At 50.1% G+C, this 21,893-nt stretch carries 25 protein-coding genes and 1 other RNA gene; 10 read left to right on the top strand and 16 right to left on the bottom strand.

Going from position 1 to position 21,893, the window contains the following annotated elements; genetic code table 11:
- Positions 1-15 precede the first annotated feature (15 nt).
- The 3 genes from zapE to PsAD37_RS02875 all read right to left on the bottom strand — a co-directional run bounded on the left by zapE (position 16) and on the right by PsAD37_RS02875 (position 2,594).
- Positions 16-1,173 carry a cell division protein ZapE gene (gene zapE / locus PsAD37_RS02885; RefSeq protein WP_063294849.1) on the bottom strand — a complete coding sequence of 386 codons (1,158 nt, stop codon included), beginning with the start codon at positions 1,171-1,173 and terminating at the stop codon, positions 16-18.
- A gap of 234 nt (positions 1,174-1,407) precedes the next feature.
- Positions 1,408-1,947: an AprI/Inh family metalloprotease inhibitor gene (locus PsAD37_RS02880; RefSeq protein WP_063294848.1), complete on the bottom strand. Its 540-nt coding sequence runs from the start codon at positions 1,945-1,947 to the stop codon at positions 1,408-1,410.
- 188 nt (positions 1,948-2,135) lie between these two features.
- Complete coding sequence (locus PsAD37_RS02875; RefSeq protein ID WP_063294847.1) at positions 2,136-2,594, bottom strand: low molecular weight phosphatase family protein; 459 nt, start codon at positions 2,592-2,594, stop codon at positions 2,136-2,138.
- Between the two features lie 262 nt (positions 2,595-2,856).
- On the opposite strand from PsAD37_RS02875, the gene PsAD37_RS02870 reads away from it, so the two are divergent.
- The gene (locus tag PsAD37_RS02870; protein ID WP_063286410.1) at positions 2,857-3,234 is read left to right on the top strand and encodes an MAPEG family protein; all 378 of its coding nucleotides are present in this window, start codon (positions 2,857-2,859) and stop codon (positions 3,232-3,234) included.
- Positions 3,235-3,376: 142 nt separating this feature from the next.
- On the opposite strand, the gene PsAD37_RS02865 is transcribed toward PsAD37_RS02870, so the two are convergent.
- Complete coding sequence (locus PsAD37_RS02865; RefSeq protein WP_208991650.1) at positions 3,377-4,201, bottom strand: DNA polymerase beta superfamily protein; 825 nt, start codon at positions 4,199-4,201, stop codon at positions 3,377-3,379.
- Positions 4,202-4,339: 138 nt separating this feature from the next.
- Positions 4,340-4,693 (bottom strand): carboxymuconolactone decarboxylase family protein, encoded by a 354-nt coding sequence (locus tag PsAD37_RS02860; RefSeq protein WP_063294845.1) that lies wholly within the window; start codon positions 4,691-4,693, stop codon positions 4,340-4,342.
- A 209-nt stretch (positions 4,694-4,902) separates the two neighbouring features.
- Between PsAD37_RS02860 and PsAD37_RS02855 the strand changes: the two genes are divergently transcribed.
- Complete coding sequence (locus PsAD37_RS02855) at positions 4,903-5,502, top strand: TetR/AcrR family transcriptional regulator (RefSeq protein ID WP_063294844.1); 600 nt, start codon at positions 4,903-4,905, stop codon at positions 5,500-5,502.
- 250 nt (positions 5,503-5,752) lie between these two features.
- Positions 5,753-6,439 carry an outer membrane protein gene (locus PsAD37_RS02850; protein ID WP_063294843.1) on the top strand — a complete coding sequence of 229 codons (687 nt, stop codon included), beginning with the start codon at positions 5,753-5,755 and terminating at the stop codon, positions 6,437-6,439.
- An 80-nt stretch (positions 6,440-6,519) separates the two neighbouring features.
- Here the strand turns inward: PsAD37_RS02850 and PsAD37_RS02845 are convergent, their stop codons facing one another.
- The 9 genes from PsAD37_RS02845 to nudC form a co-directional block, all read right to left on the bottom strand.
- Entirely contained in the window at positions 6,520-7,302 is a 783-nt protein-coding gene (locus PsAD37_RS02845; protein ID WP_063294842.1) for a succinate dehydrogenase iron-sulfur subunit, read from the bottom strand.
- 25 nt (positions 7,303-7,327) lie between these two features.
- Positions 7,328-9,193 carry a succinate dehydrogenase flavoprotein subunit gene (gene sdhA, locus PsAD37_RS02840; RefSeq protein WP_057462992.1) on the bottom strand — a complete coding sequence of 622 codons (1,866 nt, stop codon included), beginning with the start codon at positions 9,191-9,193 and terminating at the stop codon, positions 7,328-7,330.
- A gap of 5 nt (positions 9,194-9,198) precedes the next feature.
- Positions 9,199-9,579, bottom strand: a complete 381-nt coding sequence (gene sdhD / locus PsAD37_RS02835; protein ID WP_208991665.1) for a succinate dehydrogenase, hydrophobic membrane anchor protein — start codon at positions 9,577-9,579, stop codon at positions 9,199-9,201.
- A gap of 13 nt (positions 9,580-9,592) precedes the next feature.
- Entirely contained in the window at positions 9,593-9,991 is a 399-nt protein-coding gene (gene sdhC, locus PsAD37_RS02830) for a succinate dehydrogenase, cytochrome b556 subunit (RefSeq protein ID WP_063294840.1), read from the bottom strand.
- A 464-nt stretch (positions 9,992-10,455) separates the two neighbouring features.
- A complete protein-coding gene (locus PsAD37_RS02825) occupies positions 10,456-10,986 on the bottom strand; it encodes a dihydrofolate reductase family protein (protein WP_063294839.1) in 531 nt (176 codons plus the stop codon).
- Positions 10,987-11,247: 261 nt separating this feature from the next.
- The gene (locus tag PsAD37_RS02820; protein ID WP_063294838.1) at positions 11,248-11,724 is read right to left on the bottom strand and encodes a GNAT family N-acetyltransferase; all 477 of its coding nucleotides are present in this window, start codon (positions 11,722-11,724) and stop codon (positions 11,248-11,250) included.
- 46 nt (positions 11,725-11,770) lie between these two features.
- The gene (locus PsAD37_RS02815) at positions 11,771-12,445 is read right to left on the bottom strand and encodes a sulfate transporter family protein (RefSeq protein ID WP_063294837.1); all 675 of its coding nucleotides are present in this window, start codon (positions 12,443-12,445) and stop codon (positions 11,771-11,773) included.
- A 144-nt stretch (positions 12,446-12,589) separates the two neighbouring features.
- Positions 12,590-13,204 carry a histidine phosphatase family protein gene (locus PsAD37_RS02810; RefSeq protein WP_063294836.1) on the bottom strand — a complete coding sequence of 205 codons (615 nt, stop codon included), beginning with the start codon at positions 13,202-13,204 and terminating at the stop codon, positions 12,590-12,592.
- A 61-nt stretch (positions 13,205-13,265) separates the two neighbouring features.
- Complete coding sequence (nudC, locus tag PsAD37_RS02805) at positions 13,266-14,231, bottom strand: NAD(+) diphosphatase (RefSeq protein ID WP_063294835.1); 966 nt, start codon at positions 14,229-14,231, stop codon at positions 13,266-13,268.
- A gap of 192 nt (positions 14,232-14,423) precedes the next feature.
- Here nudC and ffs point away from each other — a divergent pair.
- The 5 genes from ffs to PsAD37_RS02780 all read left to right on the top strand — a co-directional run bounded on the left by ffs (position 14,424) and on the right by PsAD37_RS02780 (position 18,324).
- Positions 14,424-14,522, top strand: an RNA gene (gene ffs, locus PsAD37_RS02800) — signal recognition particle sRNA small type.
- A 49-nt stretch (positions 14,523-14,571) separates the two neighbouring features.
- On the top strand, positions 14,572-16,494 hold the full coding sequence (locus PsAD37_RS02795; RefSeq protein WP_063294834.1) for a DNA polymerase III subunit gamma/tau: 1,923 nt from the start codon (positions 14,572-14,574) through the stop codon (positions 16,492-16,494).
- 80 nt (positions 16,495-16,574) lie between these two features.
- A complete protein-coding gene (locus tag PsAD37_RS02790) occupies positions 16,575-16,901 on the top strand; it encodes a YbaB/EbfC family nucleoid-associated protein (RefSeq protein WP_057463002.1) in 327 nt (108 codons plus the stop codon).
- Between the two features lie 177 nt (positions 16,902-17,078).
- A complete protein-coding gene (gene recR, locus PsAD37_RS02785) occupies positions 17,079-17,690 on the top strand; it encodes a recombination mediator RecR (protein ID WP_057463003.1) in 612 nt (203 codons plus the stop codon).
- A 115-nt stretch (positions 17,691-17,805) separates the two neighbouring features.
- Positions 17,806-18,324, top strand: coding sequence for a GNAT family N-acetyltransferase (locus tag PsAD37_RS02780; RefSeq protein ID WP_063294833.1), 519 nt, complete (start codon positions 17,806-17,808; stop codon positions 18,322-18,324).
- An 11-nt stretch (positions 18,325-18,335) separates the two neighbouring features.
- On the opposite strand, the gene PsAD37_RS02775 is transcribed toward PsAD37_RS02780, so the two are convergent.
- Together PsAD37_RS02775 and PsAD37_RS02770 are read right to left on the bottom strand one after the other, a co-directional pair.
- Positions 18,336-19,682: a hypothetical protein gene (locus tag PsAD37_RS02775; protein ID WP_063294832.1), complete on the bottom strand. Its 1,347-nt coding sequence runs from the start codon at positions 19,680-19,682 to the stop codon at positions 18,336-18,338.
- A 486-nt stretch (positions 19,683-20,168) separates the two neighbouring features.
- Positions 20,169-20,441: a hypothetical protein gene (locus PsAD37_RS02770; protein WP_063294831.1), complete on the bottom strand. Its 273-nt coding sequence runs from the start codon at positions 20,439-20,441 to the stop codon at positions 20,169-20,171.
- Positions 20,442-20,701: 260 nt separating this feature from the next.
- On the opposite strand from PsAD37_RS02770, the gene PsAD37_RS28255 reads away from it, so the two are divergent.
- Positions 20,702-20,878, top strand: coding sequence for a hypothetical protein (locus PsAD37_RS28255; RefSeq protein WP_193778201.1), 177 nt, complete (start codon positions 20,702-20,704; stop codon positions 20,876-20,878).
- Positions 20,879-21,259: 381 nt separating this feature from the next.
- Positions 21,260-21,886, top strand: coding sequence for an RNA ligase family protein (locus PsAD37_RS02765; RefSeq protein WP_063294830.1), 627 nt, complete (start codon positions 21,260-21,262; stop codon positions 21,884-21,886).
- Positions 21,887-21,893 lie beyond the last annotated feature (7 nt).

The following is a 21,893-nucleotide window of genomic DNA, read 5'->3' as shown; positions in this document are numbered from 1 at the left end:
TAAAATTAAATTTTTTCAGATTTCGATATTATGCTCACGCATCAAGTACTCTTCCGAACGCATTTCGATCAAGCGCGAAGCTGTCCGATCAAACTCAAATGCTTCGGTTCCAGATGAGGCAACATAGAGCTCCTGCGGCTCTGCGCTTGCCTGAATCACGAGATGAACGTGATTGTCGTAGAGCGTATCAATCAGATTGATGAATCGCTTTGCTTCGTTCCTACGCGCCTTGTCCAAGACAGGTACACCTTCGAGGAAAACTGTGTTGAAAGCATGTGCAATACGCAGGTAATCAGAGGGCCCTAGCGGGGTGCAACACAATTCCTGAAATGTGAACCAGGCAATCGCGCTACAGGTGCGGCTCACGGGTATTTTCCGGCCTTTATTTTCCAACTCAATAAGATGGCACTGAAGGCCATAAGTCATACTAGCCCAAAGTTTCTCCATTTTCTGAAGACTTTCAGGACCAAGCGGCTCAAGATACGTGTCGGAGCCAGAGAGCTTCTCGAGGCGGTAATCCGTCGGCGCATCCAAATGGATGACACTCATTCGCTCACTCAAAGAACGGATGAATGGAAGAATGTGATTTCTATTCAGTCCGTCTTTATAGAGTTCATCCGGCACCACGTTTGAGGTACACACGACGACAACGCCAGCCTCGAACAATTTGCCGAAAAGCCGCCCGAGCAACATGGCATCTGCGATGTCGGTTACAGTGAATTCATCAAAGCACAGGAGCCGCGTTGTACTGATGATCTCCTCAGCAACCGGGATGATCGGATCGCGGTCTTTGATCGTCCCAGCACTGATCTTCTTGCGGACCATAAATATGCGATCGTGGATCTCCTCCATAAACTCATGGAAGTGGGAACGATGCTTTTTAGGTTCAGGACTTAGATCGTAGAACAGATCCATGAGCATGGTTTTGCCGCGTCCTACAGATCCCCAAATATACAGGCCTTTGATATAGTCTGGCTCTTCCTTGCCTTTTCCAAGCAGGCGACCTAACAGCCCCTTCTTTTCTTCCGGCTTTCGCTGCACCATTTCTGCAGTCAAAGCATCCAGAGACTTTGCCACCTGAATTTGCGCCGGATCGGCTTCCAGGTCGCCCCGCGCCACCATCGCTTCGTAGTGGGCAAGGACGGTTGTTAGGTTAGACGTATTCTCAAGCACGGAGCTCACATTCCTTAAGCTGTATTTCAGAGGGCAAATCACGCCGATCCGATGGGCTATATTTGCCCATGGCATAAAGGAGAGCGCTACCCAGACGCAAGTACAATAGGGTTTATTCGTAAAACCAACGTCTCACATCTGATCAAATTCTGCGGCGCACTTAAACAAACGCAAAAAGCGCTGCGCCTGATATTGGCGCAACGCTTCGAAACTTATAGGATCATCAGATGATGATTAGCGGGCGAAGTTGATTGGAGCGCCGTTCGCTGTTTGACCAGAGAAGTTGGTTCCAGCCCCAGAGAGGGTCGCAACGTTTCCGCCGCCAGCGTCTTTCAAGACAACCTGACTGCCATTCAGATTCCATGCAGAAATCTGAGAGAGCGTTGCATCGCTACAGCCGCGTGTATTTGCACGGTAACCGCCGCTCCACTTGGTCAGCGTCATGAAGAGCTTACAGTTGTCGCCACCTGAAGAGACGCTCCAGCCGCCAAGCAGATCGGTGCGGCCCACAGAACCACCTGTTGCATTGACGTTTGGAGCAGGAGGTGCAGAAACAACCTGCGAATTAGCGTTCGCGTCCTGACCGTCAACCAAGATCTGGCCTTCAGCGCCTGGCTGACCAGGAGTGATCGGCGACAGGGTCTGACCCTCGATTGGTGAGATCGGAGAAGCAGGCAACGGAGAGACATAGCTACGGGTATACGTCGTCCGTTGGCACGCTATTGTGGAAAGTGCAATTACAGAAACAAATGCAATCGTCAAACTACGATTCATAGTGGTGTCATCCCAGCCTTGTGAATTAAGGCGTATTAACCATAAAGACCTTAAGAAACTGCCCCTAAAACAAGGCAGGTGAAAGGTTTACCACTCAAAAAAATGTGAGTTTCCCACTGAAACCCCTATTTCCTAAGGGAAACATGGGAAAATCTGACAACTCTCATAAAGCATTGGGCCAGCCAACCTTAACAAGCTGCACGCCAATTTAGAGAATCACTAGAAAAAACCTTAGAGGAGGTTGCAAGATCTATAGATTCTTTAATTTTGCGGAATGCATCTGTTGCCTCTTTTATGTTCCGGGGAATATCTTCATCTAGGCAAATATCCCAGTTCAACTTTACTGGATGACCGGGCCACATTGGTTGCTTGTCAAGAAGCACACTTGTCTGAAGTCTTATTATATAGTCAGGTTGAGGCGCATGGGGCAGCGAAAAAATCGTCCAGGGCTTCGGATGCAATCCCCCCTCATCCATACCGTTGGCGAAAAGAACCTTCTTGGTAAGCGACACCATTTCCTCTCGTGGCAAGGGGCCACCAGAGAAGGCACGCAACTCTCCCATGGAGGTATGGTTTAAGTAGGCTTCTGCGGCCAGACTCAGAAATGAATTATCTACGCAAACAAACAGTACATTTGCCTTAGTCATAGGCACGTCTCCACTGGCGCGCCGGACAATGTCCAATCATTCGGTGTCACTCGATTCCAGCACTTCATAGTGCCCTTTTTCTTCGGATCGATGACAACCAGACGATGCGCTTAAAATAATTGCGATTAGAATTGGAATGAGCGAAGCCAAAGTGCGGAAATATTCGCAGTGGAGGCTTCAAACCTAAGTGAACTCAGTTCACTTTGCTTCTTTATGCCTGTATAAAGGCTCCGATTTTTCTGAGTTTATTTGGAGCTGCACAATGTCTTTCCCTTTATGGACCATACTGATTGCCGGTCTGATGCCATGGCTTTCTGTTCTTCCTGCCAAATTTTCCCGCAAGTTCGACAACTCAAACCCAAGAGACCCAGAGTACTGGAAAGAAGGATTTCGCTTGCGCGCACGCTCCGCAGAGATCAACGGCCTCGAAGCTTTCCCTCTTTATGCAGTATCTGTGCTCGTTGCCCTCGCCTATGGCGGTGACCCAGACTGGATTGAAAGATTGTGCGGTCTGTTCATCGCAATGCGCGTGCTGTTCGTCGCATGCTATTGGCTTAACCGCGCCACCCTGCGTTCTCTTGTCTGGTTCGTTGGTTTGATTTGCGCTGTTGCGCTGTTCACGTCTCCGGCGTGGTCATAACAGCAAGCGCTGAGGGTCATAATCCCCGCGATTTCAAGGTATTGTGAGAAAGGTAAAGATCTTTCTCACGCAAACTGGCACGGTTCTGCTGTTTCTGCAGAGCTTCAGGTGAGAGAAGTAAACAGAAGGCCTTGTGAGACCCTTAGTTTTTAGGGATGACCGCCCATTTCAGGAAGAAACGATCTGCTTGGGCAGCAGTTTCCTGAGTAAATTGGCGACGACGGCGCGCAAGTAGCGCAGGGCCCGCTTCCAATTCAGCCAGTATCAGATCGCTGACAGCGCCAGCAGTGCGAACGACATCCTTGATCATCCCAGCCTCGCTACGTTCTACCAATTCTTCAATCTCACCACGAAGCACAGGGCGAATAAAGGTCGCCTCGGCAATATCTGAGAGGCGAGAAGGCGGAACGCCCTGATAGCGATTCTGATTGTACCAGCGCAGCACCAGTGATGAGCGGATGAGGTCATACAAGCGTTCAGGCACGATCTCGCCGAGAGACACACCATCAAACCTATGCTTCTGCCGCTCAATCCGATTGTAATGATAAAGCGCGAAGCGAACCGGGTCACAATGTTCAAGGGCAAAGGAGATCAACGACTTCGGAAACTCGTCATGACCCGCATATGGATCCCTCAACTGAACCCAGTCAAGCGACTCTGGATTGCCTTTAAGCAGAGCGATGAGCGTTTTCTTCAAGTCCCAGCCGGACACATTTGCTGGCACATTCACATCAACGTCTATCGTCTCGTCTACCGGAAAAAGGGAGAGGTAGTGCTCAATTGATCGAATGTAGATGAACCGACAATTGGCGTAGTGAGCTTCAGATTTTTTATGAAGATACAGGTGCGAAAGATCGCCCGCGTGCAGAACACGCAGATTTCTTTCGTTTTCCAAGTTACGAAAGCCCTTTTCCAGCTCCATAAAAACAGAAGAGCTTTCCGAACCAACCTGTGAAGGTGCACCCACCAATATTGCCTACCTGAAATCTAAGAGGCTTCCCCTCGTTGCACTTACCCTTGAACGCAATTCAGGGCAAGTGCACGCAAGCAGTTTGCTCTCTAAGTTTTAGGAAAACAGAGAGATTGGGTGAAGATACGTCACTTCTTATTTTGCTTCTGAAGACAGCGCATCAAATGCGCTGAGCGCTTCTGCTGCGTACATGAGGGAAGGTCCGCCGCCCATGTAAACAGCAACACCGAGAGCTTCCATCAACTCTTCACGGGTTACACCATACTTGATGCAGGCTTTTGCGTGGTATCCAAGGCAGGCATCACAGCGTGCAGCAACGCCGATGGAGATCGCGATGAGCTCTTTTTGCTTCGGTTCAAGAACGCCAGTTCCAATCGCGTTTTTTGAGATTTCGCCAAATCCCTTCATAACGCCAGGGATACCTGGGCGCAGTTCAGCGATACGACCATCGGTTTGGGTAAGGAATTCTTGCCAATTTTCTACAGCCATGCTTCGTCTCCTTTTATATTAGATATTACTAATACTAATATTTCGGAAAAATCCAACAATGACTAAAATCAAAGAAATCGCGCTTAGCACATTAATATCATTCGTGTTTTTACATAATTTGTCTATTAATGTGACGCACACGTCATTGCAATCTCTACTCAGCTATGATTACTGAAGGAACTCTCGTTTTTTCATTTTCGGAAATTAAAATGTCCATCGCAGAAATCCTGACTGCAAAGGGCCGTGCTGCTGACCTGCTCGCTGCCGCCCGTGATGCATTCCTCACCCAAGGGTACAAAAAGACCTCGGTGAGCGAGATTGCAGATGCCTCAGGTATCTCAATGGCGCATATCTATAATTTTTACCCAAGCAAGATAGACCTTGCATGTGCTGTTGTCGCTGCAGAAGTCGTGAAGCTGGTTGCGCGCCTTGAAACAGCGACTGACCCCAACGCCAGTGCATCAGCCCGTCTAAGCAAGTTTCTTATGATGGAGTTTGAGGAGACTTATCGTCTGTTGGAACTCAATCGAGGCCTAGCGGACTGCTTACAGGTGTTGGAGCAAAAACGCCCGGAAGATTTTGAAGAACTGTTCCGGCTCGTACGCCAACCAATGCATACTGTCTTACATTCCGGCAACCTTGCTGAGGAATTTGACCTGAGAGAAGTCAGCCAAGTGGCAAGACACATTCACGCTGCAACCATGAAATTTCGCTTTCCTCAATTACATAGTCACGAACCCTATGAGATACAGCGCAAAGAATGCATTGGTGTTATCAAGCTGGTTCTGAGGGGCGTTGAGCGACGCTAGAGAGTCGCTGACTTTTTCGTAAACCTGCCATGAGCTCATTGACGGCTTCGTAGGGATTGCAGGTATCTCCCCCTTAAAATTGAGAAATCAGCACATCAGTGCCTGTCAATTCCAACTAGCTTTAACGCAAATTTTCCTTTTTAAAATCAAGCATTTATAAAGATCGCAGTTCTAGACTTATTTGTATCAAGTTACCTATCACGTCTGATTTTTTAGCCGTGTCATCCTCTTGCGTATTTTGGGGGAACCAATGAGTCGCTTAAGAGTATTTGCGTTTGCGGTATTGGGATTGCTCGGCTTCAGCTGCCATTCCTATGCTGTTGAATACCCATCTGGTGTAGAGGTGGAAGAGCCCTATGAAGTTTACGAGGAAGAAGTTGTCGATGGACTGATCACCCCGCCTAAATATGACTGGGATGGCTTCTATCTCGGTGTGCAGGGTGGCTGGGCTCGCCTTCATGGCACGAACCGCTTCAACAACAGTGGTACGCAGTATAACGGCGGGACTGTTGGGTTATATGGCGGTTACAACTACACCTATCAGAATATTCTGATCGGCGTGGAAGGCGAAGGCGCTTACTGGTCTTTTGGTGAACGTTCTCGCGGTGAAATGTCATTGCGCTCTGATTACTTCGCCGCCGCGAAGATCCGAGCTGGCCTTACCTACGATTGGTTCATGGCGTATGTGACTGGTGGTGCAGCTGTTTCCACCTTCCGTGCCTCTAACCCGAATTTCGGTCCTGGCTCCGACAGCAACACGATGCTTGGCTGGGTTGGCGGCGCTGGCCTTGAGATGTTCGTCACCGAGCGAGTGATTGTACGCCTGGACTATGAGCGCATTGTCTTTCCTGGTCGTAGCTTCACAGTTGGTGGAACGCGCTTCAAGGAAGACATTGACAGCGACGCTATCCGGATCGGTGTTTCCTATAAGTTTTAGGCTATTAGCCTCAAATGAAAAAAGCCGCCTCATTTCAGTGAGGCGGCTTTTCTTGATTTTATAAAGTACTCACACGCTGATTAAACGCGGCGCTCGACCATCATCTTCTTGATCTCAGCGATTGCCTTTGCAGGGTTCAGCCCCTTTGGACATGCCTGAGAGCAGTTCATGATGGTGTGGCAGCGGTACAGACGGAATGGATCTTCCAGATTGTCCAGACGCTCACCAGTAGCTTCATCACGGCTGTCGATCAACCAACGGTAAGCCTGCAGAAGGACTGCAGGGCCGAGGTAGCGATCACCATTCCACCAGTAGCTTGGGCAAGAGGTGGAGCAGCAAGCACACAGAATGCACTCATAAAGACCATCCAGTTTCTGGCGATCTTCATGGGACTGCAGCCATTCTTTCTCAGGCTCAGGTGTTGTGGTTTTCAGCCATGGCTCGATTGAGCGATGCTGCGCGTAAAAACGCGTCAGATCTGGCACAAGATCCTTCACAACAGGCATGTGCGGCAGAGGGTAGATTTTGACGATCTCGTGAGAGCATTCGTCAGCACCCTTTGTGCATGCCAGTGTGTTGGTTCCGTCGATGTTCATCGCACAGGACCCACAGATCCCTTCACGACAAGACCGGCGGAAGGTCAGTGTTGGGTCGACCTTGTCCTTGATGTAGATGAGCGCGTCCAGAACCATTGGGCCACAATCATCAGCATCAACGTAGTAGGTGTCGATGCGTGGATTGCGTCCATCATCCGGAGACCAGCGGTAGATGCGGTACTCACGGGTGTTAGTGGCGCCTTCCGGCTTTGGCCAGACCTTGCCCTCTCCCATCCGGGAGTTTTGTGGCAGTTTGAATTCAGCCATAACAGTTACTCCAGGTCTCGGCGCCTTAGTAGACGCGGGCTTTCGGTGCGATCTTCTTCATGTCGATGCCGCCTTGTTCAAAGGTGGTCAACGGCTCAAGAACAACCGGACGGTAGCTCAAGGTCACCTTGCCATCCTCAGAGAGGTGAGAGATGGTGTGCTTACGCCACTCTTCATCATTACGACCATCGAAAGGACCATCTTTGTAATCTTCACGAGCATGCGCACCACGGCTCTCTTTACGCGCTTCAGCGCCGTAAACAGTTGTGATTGCATTTGCCATGAGGTTTTCAAGCTCAAGAGTCTCAACGAGATCAGAGTTCCAAACCATAGAGCTGTCTGACACGTGAATGTCTTGCATTTCACCCCAGATTGCGGAGATGCGCTTACAACCCTGCTCTAAGCTCTCCTGTGTACGGAACACAGCAGCGTCTTCCTGCATGGTCTTTTGCATCTTGGAGCGCAACTCAGCAGTTGGGGTAGAGCCCTTAGCAAAGCGCAGTTTGTCGAAACGAGCCATGATTTTCTGACTGGAAGCTTCGTTAGGCTCTGGAATTGGAGCTTCACGGTCAACAACTTCACCAGCGCGAATAGCAGCGGCACGACCAAACACAACAAGATCGATCAGAGAGTTGGATCCGAGACGGTTTGCACCGTGAACGGATGCACATCCCGCTTCACCAACGGCCATCAGACCCGGCGCGAGTGCGTTTGGATCTTCTTTGGTTGGGTTCAGCACTTCGCCCCAATAGTTGGTTGGAATGCCGCCCATGTTGTAGTGCACAGTCGGAAGGACCGGAATTGGATCCTTAGTCAAATCAACACCAGCAAAAATGCGTGCGCTTTCAGAGATGCCTGGAAGGCGCTCAGCCAACAGATCAGGATCAAGGTGATCCAGATGCAGGAAGATGTGGTCTTTATTTTTGCCAACACCACGGCCTTCGCGGATTTCCATCGTCATACAACGGGAAACAACATCACGAGAAGCAAGGTCTTTGGCAGAAGGAGCGTAACGCTCCATAAAGCGCTCGCCTTCGGAGTTTACCAGGTAACCACCTTCACCACGAGCACCTTCTGTAATCAGACAGCCGGAACCGTAGATGCCAGTTGGGTGGAACTGTACGAATTCCATATCCTGCAATGGCAAACCTGCACGGGCGACCATACCGCCGCCGTCACCTGTACAGGTGTGGGCAGATGTTGCAGAGAAGAAGGCACGACCATAACCGCCGGTTGCCAGCACAACCATCTTCGCAGAGAAGCGGTGGATTGTACCGTCATCAAGGTTCCATGCGATAACGCCTTCACATTTGCCATCTTCAGACATAATGAGATCAAGCGCGAAATACTCGATGAAGAAATCAGCGTTGTGACGCAGAGCTTGACCGTAGAGCGTGTGCAAAATGGCGTGACCGGTACGGTCAGCTGCTGCACAGGTGCGCTGTACTGGAGGCCCTTCACCATAATTTTGCATATGCCCACCGAACGGACGCTGGTAGATTTTACCTTCTTCCGTACGTGAGAATGGCACACCGTAATGCTCAAGCTCATAAACCGCCTTTGGCGCTTCACGAACGAGGTATTCCATAGCGTCGGTATCACCCAACCAGTCAGAACCCTTTACAGTGTCATACATATGCCACTGCCAGCAGTCTGGCGTCATGTTCTTCAAGCTTGCTGCAATACCGCCCTGCGCTGCCACGGTGTGGGAGCGAGTTGGAAACACCTTGGAGATACAAGCTGTTTTCAATCCCTGCTCAGCCATACCGAGCGTTGCCCGAAGGCCAGCACCACCAGCACCTACAACCACAACGTCAAACTTGTGGTCTACAAACTCATAGGCCTTGCCGCTCTGGCTTGGCGCTGTCGATACACCGGTCTGTTCAACCATCTAGATCAGCCTCCGAAGCTGATTTTAAGCACTGCAACCACGGAAGCGAGTGCGATAAAAGAAGCGAAGAAAATGTTTCCCATAAGAAGAAGAAGCTTGAGCCCTTCTGAATGGAAGTAATCTTCGATGATGACTTGCATGCCCAGCTTCATGTGCAGGCAGCCGACCAAGATCACCAAAAGCAGCAAGGTGGAGATGATCGGATTTTGAAGTGCTTTAATGAAACTCGCATAATCAGCGCCTTGCAGCGCGATGACGAGGATAACAAAGAAGGAAATAAGGAACACATTTGCTACAGCGGTCAAACGCTGGCGCCAGAAATGCGACGTGCCGTCCTTAGCAGAGCCAAGGCCGCGAACTTTCCCGAGCGGAGTGCGCATATCGATCATTGATCTCTCCTTAAGCGACGATAAAACCGATGATCCAGAGGATCACGGTAAGAGCAACAGAGGCAATAATCGTCGCGCGAGCCATCCAGTTCGCTGCAGACAATTCAAAGCCATGCCCCATGTCCCAGATGAAGTGACGCAGACCGCCAATCATGTGGTGCACAAGTGCCCAAGTGAAGCCGAAGAGGACCAGACGGCCCAGGAAGGAACCGAACACGTCCATTGCGAATTGATAGGACTCAGGACCTGCTGCTGCGCAGATGAGCCAGAACGCCATCAAAATCGTTCCAAAATAAAGCGCCGCCCCGGTGATGCGATGTAGAATGGACATCACCATCGTCACGATCGGCTTATAGATCTGAAGATGGGGCGATAATGGCCGGTTGGCCTTGAGGTCAGCGTTCGCCATAAATCTCTCTCCCGTCCCTGGTTACAGTTACGCTTACGTAAACGTAACAAAGCAAGGCGTTGTATGAGGTTCTAATACCTTCAGTTTCGGGGTGCGTCAAAGCATCCTATGCGACTAAATGCTTTTTCTACTAGGTTTGCCCTTAAAATTGGCCGAAATGATTAGATTTTGCGGTGTAAATTTTGTTGGTTTCTACCCGATCAAGTAACAAGAATCCGGCAATTATTATCTTGAGTTTTGTAGTCATGTTTTAATTTACTGAAATTGCGCGAAATTTTTCAGAAAATCACTTAAAGTCAAATTACGTTTACGTAAACTTTATTTAATGTGAGCAAGCTGACGCGACCCTCTACTTCAAATTTAGAGCAGCCGATCTTGATTTCCAGTTTAGGCAACTATCCCGTGCTCTATTCACTGGTAAAAAGAGACGGAGCAGGTGTGGCCTGCCCCGTGTTGGTAATAAGCTACTGCAGATCAAACTCACAATACTCAACGCCGCTATCATACAGCGTTGAGGAGGTGCATTTGAGATCAATCGGCTCAGAGACATTCGCAAATAACGGTGTCCCTACCCCGCATATGACAGGTGCAACTTTCAGGCGTAGGACATTGATCAGTTTAGACGCAGCCAGCAAACCTGCAAACATCCCTCCTCCGCACAGGTAGATATCGCCACCATGTTCATTCTTCAGCGCAGAGATGTGCGTGGGGAAGTCTGCTCGCACTGCCTCAACCTGAGCGTCTTCAGGCAGCTGAATTCCTTCTGAGAAAATCAGATGCCGCATATGCGGGTAAGCTTTAGCGCCTGCGGGAAGACCATACTGGTAGGCAAACTCATAGGTATGTCGCCCCATGATGACAGTGTCGTAGGTCGTTAAACGCTCGTTGTAAGCGTCTACATGATCACCGGTATGGGGGAAGATTGAAACATCGCCATTCGGGCCAGCAATAAAACCGTCGCGACTAACGGCGACGTCATAGATAATGCGTCTCATAAAGACTCCATCAAAACAAACAGGCATCAAACACCACCCACGTAGATTGTGGGAGTGCTGTTCAACAGAATTGAGTTGCCTTAGTTGTTCACTGACAGAGTCCTCCTCATTGCTGGATTACATGCTGAAACAGATTTCTCTCCGGATCAATCTACACGAAACGAAGAGCAGTCAAATGGAGGGAAAAGAGAGTTGATGTGATGTTTGAGTAACAAGAGACAGCCAAACTTCACTCCCTTAAATCTCATAGATCAACACTCTTCAGAGCGCTTTTCCCATGTATCTGACGGTCTTTCCTTTTCCTTCCAGCTTAGCTTCACCGACGATTTGAAAGCCTAGTGAAGCATGGAATGCGTCTGATGCCGGGTTGGGAGGATCTGAGTTTACTTCACATACAATGCGCTCGTATCCCTTTGCCTTCGCGAAGTTGAACAGGTCATCGTAGAGTTTGCCTGCAATGCCTTGCCCTCGTGCAGCTTTAGAAATCACAATCCGATCAACATAGAGAAAGTTGTCGTAGACTGCGCAGAACCATTTGAAATTAATCGAAGAATAATCACCGTCCTGGTCGTATGAGATGAGAAGGCCGGTCTCTTTTTCAGCAATCCTTACATAGCTTGCTTTCTCAATAAGCTCTGCAAAACCATCACGTGTCAGAGAGGACAACTCGACGGTATGCTCTTCGTTCAGAGCATGCGTCCAGGTCAGATCATCAACAATAAAGCTTCGAATAGGCAACGTAGCTACTTCCTGCTATTTCTTAAAATTGTAGTTATCTTTGAGTCTAAACGGATAGATTGCGTTTTGTCCGCAATGTCTTGAAAACGTGCACCATAAAGATCGTCGCAAAGAGTGGAGTGATCAGGTTTACGATTGGAATTGCAAGAACGAACGCAACAATCACTCCGGCTGCAAATACGGTTCCGCCTTGCGATTTACGAAAAGCTTTCGCTTCTTGTGGCGGCATAAAGCGCATTGCCACAAACTCAAAATATTCACGGCCCAGCAAATAGCCATTCACGAGCAAAAATGCGATTTGGCCGATGCCGGGAATGAAGAACAACATCAGGGCAAAAATGTTGGCGACAATGATCACACCGACAAAACGAAGAGCCGTAACAATAGCCTCGCCAAGCGGCAGTGCATTGCCTCGCCTTTCATTGGGATAAGAGTGCTCTTCAACAAGTTCGGAAATCTGATCTTGGTAGAAGGCGACGACCATCGCTGAAACCGGAGCTAAGATATAGCCAAGACCGATTAATGCGCCGATGCCTGTTACGATACTAACGGTCGTATCCTGCCAGTCCTGTGGCAAGTCTATGAAATACCCGACTACGCCTTGAATGGCGATCCAGACGACAAGAAGAAGAAGCAATGTTAGCCCTAAGGCTTTGAAAAAGATGCTTCTGAAATGCGGTTCAAAAACCTGCGAGAATGATTTTATTGCTGCCGATAACATCTCTTGTGCCAAATTTATGAAAACAGATGGCACTTAGATAAGCATTTCCCCGGGCTGCAACAAGAGCTGACGCTTGTAAAGCAGCTTGCCATCCATCAGGATCAACAAGCTGCTTCAGTTCTGTGCGCCAGAACGTTCCCAAGTTTACTGCGCGAGTTCCATCTCATCGATCAGCTGCCACTTCAGGCTCTCGAGACTAGCAGAACACTTCTCAAGATCTACTGGATCAAAACGGAACCAGCAACCACCTCCAACATTTGGAGGCTGATCGAAGGCGCGGTCGATGGCGTTGTTGGCGAGGTGGCATTTGAGCAATGTTCCTACGCCTCCGTGGCCAGAGAATAGAACAGGTTCGCCGCTTGGAATTGTGGTGAGCGTCTGTTTAATTGCAGTGATGACACGACTTTGCGCATCCAGCGCTCGTTCCCAGCCGCGAACGCTCACTGCGGGGCGGCTGAAGAACTCATCAGCGACTCGCTCAAACTCATCTGGCTCAAGAAAACCGGTGGAGCTGCGATCATTTTCGTGGAGGCCTGGGGCTGTAATCAGCTCCATACCCAAGTGGCTTGCGATAATCTGGCCCGTTTCGATAGCCTTTTTTTCGCGGCTGGAAATGACATGATCAATTTCCAAAAGCCATGGCTGACGCAGGCCTTGTTCTAAACGTTCGCGACCTTTATCCGACAAATCCCAATGCGGAACTGGGGTTGCCGGATCGATGTCAACATTTGGGTGGGTCAAATATATACAGTAAGTCATGGCACCTCCCCGGTGCCATCAGGCACCTGTTAAATAACCACTGGCTCTACTCATCCATGGGTCATTTTTCCTCGATATATTTCTTGATCAAATGATGCGCGATAGAGATGTCAGGGGGACAAATTAATCCTGACTCTGCTTCGCCTTGGAGCATCTTCAGTGTCTCCTCTTTGGAAAACCACTGACAATCCTCCATTTCTTCATAGTCGATATTCAGGTCAGTCGTCAGCGCCTCGCCGTGGAACCCGATCATAATGTTTGACGGGAACGGCCATGGTTGGCTGGCGACGTATTCCACTTTGCCGACTTTTACGCCTGCCTCTTCAAAAACTTCTCGGCGGACGGCGTCTTCAAAGGTTTCGCCCGGCTCCACAAACCCAGCGAGTGTGGTGTAGACATTTTCCATCAGATGGTAAGGACGTCCCATCAGGCATTTGTCCCCATGGGTGATCAACATTATCACCGCGGGATCCGTTCTTGGGAAATGCTGCGCTGAGCAGGACGGACAATCCTGGCGATAACCAGATTCGGCGAGTTTCGTTGGCTGACCGCATTGAGAACACATCTTATGGGTGGAATGCCACCGGCCTAACGATGCGGCCTGTGCCATCATTCCAAGCACTCTCTGGCTGGCTGCTCGTTTTATCGCTATTCCGCGCAGTCCGTATGCCGCGAATGCTCCGAGTTTTTCCAGTTCCTCATCAAGCGTTTCAGCATCCACTGTGTAACGCGCGCCAAAGTATGGGCGGTCTCCGTCAGTCTCGTCAATGCCAAGAAAGATGGTCGTCCGATCAGTGATGTTCAGAGTTTTGAGCATCTCAACGGAATGAACGAAAGGCTCAGTCATGACCTCTTTATTGAAGATGAAAGCGTCGTTTGCCTGAATTAAAAAGCGGGCATCCGGGCTCGTCTTTAGCGAGTTAACCCATTCAGTATCTTTACGTTTTTCACCACAGCGATTAAGCGAGTTGGCAGAATAACAAAGAGCTGCAGAGGCATCATACACCTCGGCTGTTTCGGCCAGCATTTCGAATTCCTTAAATTATAAACTTATGTAAAGTGAACCCGAGATAGCACTGAAATGCAATGTTGTGACGACATTTTCTGAATTCGGATTTGGCAGAACTCTCTGAAGATTCACAGTCTCGTCCACAGTAGCAAGCGGTAAACATCAATGAAGGCTTGCAAAATACAGGTAAAGCGACCATATACACGATCGGGAGGTTGGTGGTGGACGAGCCACTCGCCAACCGGGTCAGATCCGGAAGGAAGCAGCCCTAACGAGTCCATGGCACGGGTCATCGTGCCAGCCTCCCACCTAATTTTCCCCGCGCCCATACTCGACAAGCGGCCGGTCTTCGTCTTGAATGGCCGGGAGTAAGTTTTACCTTGCCTTTGAAGTGGCTGAGGATTTGGGCGATATGGACGGAATAGACCTTCAAGACGAGCACCAGACAACAACAGGCGCAGAAGATAATTCTTCCAGCAGCGATGGTGCATATCGCGTTCTCGCCCGGAAATACCGACCTAGTACGTTCGATGACCTTTATGGTCAGGAGCCGATGGTTCAGACTCTGCAGAATGCATTTGAGACTGGCCGTATCGCTCAAGCGTGGATGCTAACCGGGGTTCGCGGTGTTGGTAAAACAACAACGGCACGTATCCTTGCTCGCGGCTTGAACTACGACATTCCGGGTGAAATCGATAAACCAACCATACACTTAGACAAAATCGGCACTCATTGCCAGGCGATCATGGAAGGGCGTCATGTCGATGTGATCGAGATGGATGCTGCGTCTCATACTGGTATTGATGATATTCGCGAAATTACCGAAGCAGCACGGTACCGTCCAGCGAGTGCGCGCTACAAAGTGTACATCATCGATGAGGTGCATATGCTCTCCAAGTCGGCGTTCAACGGGTTATTGAAGACGCTGGAAGAGCCGCCGGAGCATGTGAAATTCATTTTTGCGACCACAGAAATCCGCAAGGTTCCTGTGACTGTCCTCTCTCGTTGTCAACGGTTTGACCTGCGCCGGATTGAGAGCTCTACGCTTGTGTCCCTGCTGCGCGAGATCTCCGGCAAAGAGGGCATAGAAATTTCTGATGAGGCGTTGGCCCTCATTGCGCGCGCTGGTGAAGGTTCTGCCCGAGACAGTTTATCCCTTCTGGATCAAGCCATTGCGCATGGTGCGGGCCGCATTGAAGCCAATGAAGTGCGCCAGATGCTAGGCCTTGCTGACCGCAGCCGGGTGATAGATTTGTTTGAGCACGTGATGCGCGGCGACATTGCCAGCGCTCTTGATGAGCTCAAAGCCCAATACGATGTGGGTGCCGATCCGGCAGTTGTCCTCTCTGACCTTGCAGACTTTACCCATTTGGTGACTCGGCTGAAAGCAGTGCCGAAGGCGGGTGAAGAGAACTCTGTGACTGAGAGTGAACGGCAGCGTGGGCGGGACTTTGCTGACAAGCTTTCCATGCGTGTTCTTTCCCGGACATGGCAGATATTGCTGAAGGGAATTAATGAAGTGCAGAACGCCCCTAAACCATTGGCTGCGGCTGACATGGTTCTGGTGCGCTTGTGCTACGCCTCTGATCTTCCTGACCCGGAAGAGGCGCTGAAGCTGCTGAAGTCTGGCAAGTTCTCCCCGGCTGGTGGTAATGCGCCTGCGGGCAACGCGCGACAGGGCGGCGGTGGATCAAGTGCTAGCGCTGTTCCATCCGGTGGCGGCTCAGCACCTCAGTTACGTGCTGTAGCTGGTGGCCAGCCGATGACGCAAGCTATTGGCGCTGCACCGCAATCAGCCCCTCAGATGAGGCAGGCTGAGGAAGCGAAAGAGAAGATCGCGATCCGCTCATGGGCCGAGGTTGCTCAACTTGCAGCCCGCATGAAGGACATTCCAGTCAAGGTTTCAGTTGAGCGCGCGCTGCGTCTTGTCAACTTCCAGCCGGGACGCATTGAAGTGCAGCCGACTGAGATTGCGACAGCTGATGCGGCTGGAGAGCTGGGCCGAAAACTGACGGAATGGACGGGTCGCCGCTGGATTGTTGCGGTTAGCCGTGACCAAGGCCGACCGACTTTGCATGAGGAAAAAGAAGCTAACCAAAGACAGTTGGTTTCGGATGCACATTCTGATCCGGAAGTGGTGAAACTTATTTCTGCCTTTCCCGGAGCTAAGGTTGTTGACGTGCGCATTTTGAAGCAGGAGGAAGATCTCCCCCTTGAAGCGGCGTCCGAGTCTGTCGACATAGAAGACATGGACTCTATGGATTTCACCCAAGATTTCTAAGGTTTCTGTGCTATGAAACCTTATGAACCGAATTGATAGAGCGCTGATGTGCGCTCAAGAGACGTTTAAGGAGCGAGTCGATGGACTTTCTTAAAATGATGAAGCAAGCCAAGCAGATGCAGGAAAAAATGGGCGAGCTTCAGGAGACTGTAAACGACCTTTCCGTTGAGGGAACCTCAGGCGCAGGCATGGTCACCGTTACGTTGAATGGTAAAGGTGAGATGACTGGTTTGAAGATTGATCCTTCTCTCATCAATGCGGATGAAGTTGAGATCCTGGAAGATCTTATCCTCGCTGCGCATAACGATGCTAAGGGAAAAGGTGAGGCTTTGGTGCAGGAGCGTACGCAGGACATGATGTCCGGCATGGGTCTGCCAGCTGGCATGAAACTCCCGTTCGGCTCTTAATATCTTCAAGGCTATCTGTTGCCAAATCACCGCGGCCCTGCGCAGATTTGGCGGTAGGCCTGAAACGGATTTATTCCCTCTTGCCCGCCTCTTCAGGCGGGCATAGTTTATCTGGCATTGTCTCGCAAAACTGCTTTGCGGGTGCCTTTTCTTTCTCGCAGAGAGCATAGATTTTAGATGAGTACACGCAGGGTTGCTGGTCCCGAAATTGAACGCCTGATACAGCTGCTGTCCAAGCTGCCCGGCCTCGGCCCGCGCTCGGCCAGACGTGCTGCTTTGCATCTGGTTCAGAAGAAAGATCAACTGCTTATCCCGCTGGCTGAAGCCATGGGCGTGGCAGTTGATCAGGTCGGCATCTGCTCTGAGTGTGGCACCGTCGACACCAGTGATCCTTGCACAATTTGTTCTGATCCGCGCCGGGATGGAGCAACCATTGTGGTGGTTGAGGACGTCTCTGACCTTTGGGCGCTGGAGCGGGCATCCGCTGTGAGCGCGCATTATCATGTCCTCGGCGGCACCCTGTCTCCGCTGGACGGGATTGGGCCGGATGACCTCAACATTTCCAAGCTGGTTGAGCGGATTGAAGGCGGTGTGGTGAGCGAAGTTATCCTCGCTGTTAATGCGACCGTTGAAGGGCAGACCACTGCGCATTTCATTACGGACCAGCTTGCGCGATTTGAGAATGTGAAAGTGACCCGTCTTGCCCATGGCGTGCCGGTTGGTGGGGAATTGGACTACCTTGACGAGGGCACGCTGGCGCAGGCTTTGCGAGCAAGAACAAAGTTTTAGCAGGTTTCTTGCTCTGTGCTTATGCGTGTATTTCCGCCGCATAAGTCGTTTGCGTTGCTATGTGCGTTGATTTGAAAGATTTGCGTATTTATTGCGTTGAACAGGATTTTTAAAAATGGACACGTCTTCCGCCAAACCAACCCAGTTTTTCATCCGCAAAACCCAGCGCAACGATGTGGATGAACTGCTCGCCCTGCTCAACCGGATTATTGAGGCCGGGGGGACAACTGCGCTTGAGAAGCCGTTGAACAAAGGTGAGTTCATCGAGTGGTTTCTTGAAGCGGATATTCTGGAGAGCACTGTTTGCGCGATTGACCGTGAGAGCGGCGAGCCGCTTGGCTTTCAGATCGCCAGCCATTACGGAGATATCCCCGCTGACTGGGTTGATATCGGCACCTTTGTGAAACCGGGTCTGCACAAGAGCGGCATCGGCAGTGCGCTGTTCAAAGCAACACTTGCCAATCTGGAAGGCAAAGGCCTCACCACCATCAACGCCACCATCCGCGCCGACAACACCGGCGGCCTCGCCTACTACACCTCCCGCGGCTTCAAAGACTACAAACTGCTGGAGGCAGTTCCGCTGGCTGACGGGACACCTGTAGACCGGATTTGTAAGCGGTTTGATTTGGGGTGAGTATACACATTTCACAGAAGCCTGTTTTTCTTCATTATCAGCTTAGAGGTGCAATCTATCTCGATATCATGTGCGGCTAATGATATGGCCTTCCTCAATAGCTCAAAGCAAAATGCAATAGCTCGATTTTTTTCTAAGGACCAATCTTTAAACAACATTCGATTGCTTCCATGAAAAGTCGCATTTCTACCAGAATGGTAGATTGCATCAATTAACTCTTGGAAAGAGAACCCGTAGTTCAAGAAAGGTGCATCAAGATTTTGACCAAAAACACCTTCAGCTCTCGCCCCAATACCTTTCCGTCCATTTTGCTCCCCAATCGCATCTAAACAGGCTCCAAGATTACTAACTGCTATTGGAGAAATTTCTTCATTACATCCCTTGTAGAACCACATCAGGGAATGAGCAAAAGCTAGAAACAAACGATTTCTTGCAATCGTTGGCTTTGACGAAACAATAAACCTAAGAAGTGAAGCGGCGAAACTTATGAGTTCAGGATTGTGCTGACAAAAAAGCATCCAGTTATCACTGTCGATTCCTATTGAACCTGCATCTTTTTCGCGTGCAAACTCACTTTCTTGAGAAAGAAATGCTCTTGTTCGAAATTGAGATGGGCGATCATTAGTTAGACTACACACTGATAAAAACTTCTCAGGGCGATCCGACAAAAGAAGACACCATAGAGCAATGCAAATACGGGCAGCAAATAATGCGCGCTCATAGCCTGCAACCTTGTCAAAACCATCTATCGGTACACTTAGTATGTATTCGGCATCGCACGTTGCATTTGCGATTTCCTTTCCCAAGCTAAGTGAACTTATAGAACTTTTGTTGTTCCAAAACTGGTCAATATCTGACGTTTGCTTTGATGATAGGTATCCTTGCTCTTTGGCCTCCCACAGCCACTGCTCTCTATGCTGTAACTTGACCCCACCAAGCTCAATCGTAAAATCTCTTTGTGTGGAGAAGAAATGTACACCAAAAACAAAAACACGCTTCCCTTGCCCCTCAAAATGCGCTTTTAAAAAGCTCTTATAGGTTCTTCTGAACAGCTTGTTGCGAGTTGAATTTTGAACATCTTGTGTTTGCAACAACGCTGTTGCAACGGCATTTGAACATGCCTTCTGTAAGTCTTTGAAATTTGCAACAAACGGGGGCGCTTCGTTCTTATTTTCTGTCTCAAGAACGGCCAGATCATAAATGTAGTCCAAAATGGCTTGCGAGACGAAGACGATATGACCAGTATCAGTCATAATTTGCCGCTTCCAAATGCGTTGGGTTTGCTGCTGATTGATCAGAGCAAACTCACTTAGAATTTTATTGATGACCTCATTCAATCTAATTTTCTGTTTTTTCATTAATTCCCCACGACAAGCTCGAAAATAAGCAATCGAATAGATTGCATTCAATCAGCCTTCAGCTTTATTTTCTCAACCGAGTTTCGGCAAATCGATTTGATGAGATGCATACTACCCCTTATTTTTCAGGGAGTGGACGTTGTGTGGGTGGCACTGGTATTTTTAAGGAGGCGCTGGCCTGCGGCGGGGTGGTATTGCCGCAGACCAGCAGGGCACCATTTGGCGAGGATGCGGGGTGTATTTGCGTTTCGCCATTGGTACCGGAGGCAAGTGGCACGGGTTCGTGCCATTTACCCATCACAGTGCTGTTGAACGAGCTCTGCGTGGTCAGGGGTACCGATCACGTGGAGCGCGCTGCACGATCAAGCCATTTTGTGAGCCAGTCCTTTTTATGAGGCTGGCTTTTTTCTTTGCTCCTGTGCATCTCCCTGATTGAAAACCGATGGGGCTTTCGGGAGGGTGCCAGCGAGCAAAGAGCTGCACGGCTTAATCAGGAAGCGGAGTTTTTGTGTTTATTGGCTGCGGATGAGCGACTCGCTCTAACATTCCGCAGCTTTTCTTGAGCGCTTCGAGGCGATCGCGGAAGGCGTGATGCAGAGTGAACAGGGCATCGTGCTCGCTGGAGTGCTGCATTCTCTCTGTCAGCACGAGATGCTGAATATACGAGAGGTTCTGCAAATCCGAGACAGCAACGATGACTTCGTCAATTTCATTTTGGAAAGTATTTGTGGTGCCACACGCACATGCGGAGTCGGTCATTCTCAATCCCTCTGTCTATAGGGTGTTGAACAACCGCGCGACAACAAGGCTTTCGACGGCCCGCTGGCGAGCGGGAGGTTCGAAACCTGTAGACAGACAGGCGAGTTTATTCCCTCCCGAAAGAGGTATTGTATTCACCGCCCTCCCGCTCATAGCAAAGGGTCTGCGCCCTTAGAAAAAAGGCACAAAAAATCCGCTAGTTAACGGGAGCGGTTACCGCTGTCTAAAGGAGGTTTCGAAGCCTCACAGATGAATGTGGAATGAAAACCGACGGTTGTCAAACTGACAGTTTTTACAAGGATGTGGATGACGGGGTTAGCGAGGCGTTTGTGTCGTGGCTTATGCCTGAGCATGTCGCTCTGGATCCCGGATCTACGCTGCGCTTGTCCGGGAAGACGGAGGGTGGCGTGAGAACCCTTTGGCGGGCGGGAGGCTAGAAACCTGCAAACAGACAGGCGAGTTTATTCCCCTCGAAAGGGTATTCTATTCACCACCCTCCCGCCCATAACAAAGGACTTGTGCGCTTCATGCATGAGAATGGGATGAGGTTATTACCCTGTCAAACTGGTAGTTTTGACAGGGATGTGGATGGTGGGGGGGAGCAAGGTGTTTGTGCCGTGGCTTATGCCTGAGCGTGTTGCTCTGGATCCCGGATCTGCACTGCGTTTGTCCGGGAAGACGGTGGGTGGTTGTGGTTGCTCGTTAAAGCTTGTAATCACCACCCGATAAGAAGAAGGGGCGGTGTCCTGGCTCAATGAGCATAGGAATTAAAATCGGAGTTCCCTTATTCGCTTTGGAGATAAGGAGCTGCGGGATCCATGAAGAAGTATGGCCGCACCTATCATTTACCCAGCTCTCCCGGTGTTATGAGCGATGACAAGATCCTGCGGGATTTGGCGGTTCTGGAAAGCGCGGCAGAGGTCGTCTTTACCGAGAAGATGGACGGCGAGAACACGACTATCCTGCAGAGTGGATGCCATGCGCGTAGCCCTGACAGTGGGTATCATCCATCCCGTGATTGGATGAAAGCTTTTGCGGCAGGTGTTTCGCCGTGTCTTGCTGAGGATGAGCGGATCGTCGGTGAGTATCTGTTTGCCCGTCATTCCGTCGCTTATGACAGGTTGCCCACTTACTTTCTAGGTTTTGCATGGATTGTTGGCGGCGTCACACAGAGTTGGGATGCGACGCTGGACCGTTTCTCAGAGCTGGGCATCGCTCCTGTTCCGGTGTTGCACAGGGGCGTTTTCACTCAAGCAAGCGTTGACAGAGTGCTGAACGGGCTCAACCTGAGCAAGCAGGAGGGCTTTGTCGTGCGAACCAGTGAGGCATTCCAAGAGCCTGACATGACGACACATATGGCCAAGTATGTGCGGGCAGATCACGTACAGAGTGACACCCACTGGATGCATAGTGAGATTATCAAGAACGGATTGCGAAAGAGCTAGGAGCACA

Source organism: Pseudovibrio sp. Ad37, from assembly GCF_001623075.1.
Taxonomy (GTDB): Bacteria; Pseudomonadota; Alphaproteobacteria; order Rhizobiales; family Stappiaceae; genus Pseudovibrio.
Note: the sequence above shows the minus strand (reverse complement) of the source record. Positions and strands in the feature narration are given on the sequence as shown.

Coding starts and splice junctions, on each gene's coding strand:
- PsAD37_RS02880 (WP_063294848.1), bottom strand. CDS start 1,947: ATGAATCGTAGTTTGACGATTGCATTTGTTTCTGTAATTGCACTTTCC.
- PsAD37_RS02875 (WP_063294847.1), bottom strand. CDS start 2,594: ATGACTAAGGCAAATGTACTGTTTGTTTGCGTAGATAATTCATTTCTG.
- PsAD37_RS02870 (WP_063286410.1), top strand. CDS start 2,857: ATGTCTTTCCCTTTATGGACCATACTGATTGCCGGTCTGATGCCATGG.
- PsAD37_RS02860 (WP_063294845.1), bottom strand. CDS start 4,693: ATGGCTGTAGAAAATTGGCAAGAATTCCTTACCCAAACCGATGGTCGT.
- PsAD37_RS02855 (WP_063294844.1), top strand. CDS start 4,903: ATGTCCATCGCAGAAATCCTGACTGCAAAGGGCCGTGCTGCTGACCTG.
- PsAD37_RS02850 (WP_063294843.1), top strand. CDS start 5,753: ATGAGTCGCTTAAGAGTATTTGCGTTTGCGGTATTGGGATTGCTCGGC.
- PsAD37_RS02845 (WP_063294842.1), bottom strand. CDS start 7,302: ATGGCTGAATTCAAACTGCCACAAAACTCCCGGATGGGAGAGGGCAAG.
- sdhA (WP_057462992.1), bottom strand. CDS start 9,193: ATGGTTGAACAGACCGGTGTATCGACAGCGCCAAGCCAGAGCGGCAAG.
- sdhC (WP_063294840.1), bottom strand. CDS start 9,991: ATGGCGAACGCTGACCTCAAGGCCAACCGGCCATTATCGCCCCATCTT.
- PsAD37_RS02825 (WP_063294839.1), bottom strand. CDS start 10,986: ATGAGACGCATTATCTATGACGTCGCCGTTAGTCGCGACGGTTTTATT.
- PsAD37_RS02815 (WP_063294837.1), bottom strand. CDS start 12,445: ATGTTATCGGCAGCAATAAAATCATTCTCGCAGGTTTTTGAACCGCAT.
- PsAD37_RS02810 (WP_063294836.1), bottom strand. CDS start 13,204: ATGACTTACTGTATATATTTGACCCACCCAAATGTTGACATCGATCCG.
- nudC (WP_063294835.1), bottom strand. CDS start 14,231: ATGCTGGCCGAAACAGCCGAGGTGTATGATGCCTCTGCAGCTCTTTGT.
- PsAD37_RS02795 (WP_063294834.1), top strand. CDS start 14,572: ATGGCCGGGAGTAAGTTTTACCTTGCCTTTGAAGTGGCTGAGGATTTG.
- PsAD37_RS02790 (WP_057463002.1), top strand. CDS start 16,575: ATGGACTTTCTTAAAATGATGAAGCAAGCCAAGCAGATGCAGGAAAAA.
- recR (WP_057463003.1), top strand. CDS start 17,079: ATGAGTACACGCAGGGTTGCTGGTCCCGAAATTGAACGCCTGATACAG.
- PsAD37_RS02780 (WP_063294833.1), top strand. CDS start 17,806: ATGGACACGTCTTCCGCCAAACCAACCCAGTTTTTCATCCGCAAAACC.
- PsAD37_RS02775 (WP_063294832.1), bottom strand. CDS start 19,682: ATGAAAAAACAGAAAATTAGATTGAATGAGGTCATCAATAAAATTCTA.
- PsAD37_RS02770 (WP_063294831.1), bottom strand. CDS start 20,441: ATGACCGACTCCGCATGTGCGTGTGGCACCACAAATACTTTCCAAAAT.
- PsAD37_RS28255 (WP_193778201.1), top strand. CDS start 20,702: ATGAAAACCGACGGTTGTCAAACTGACAGTTTTTACAAGGATGTGGAT.
- PsAD37_RS02765 (WP_063294830.1), top strand. CDS start 21,260: ATGAAGAAGTATGGCCGCACCTATCATTTACCCAGCTCTCCCGGTGTT.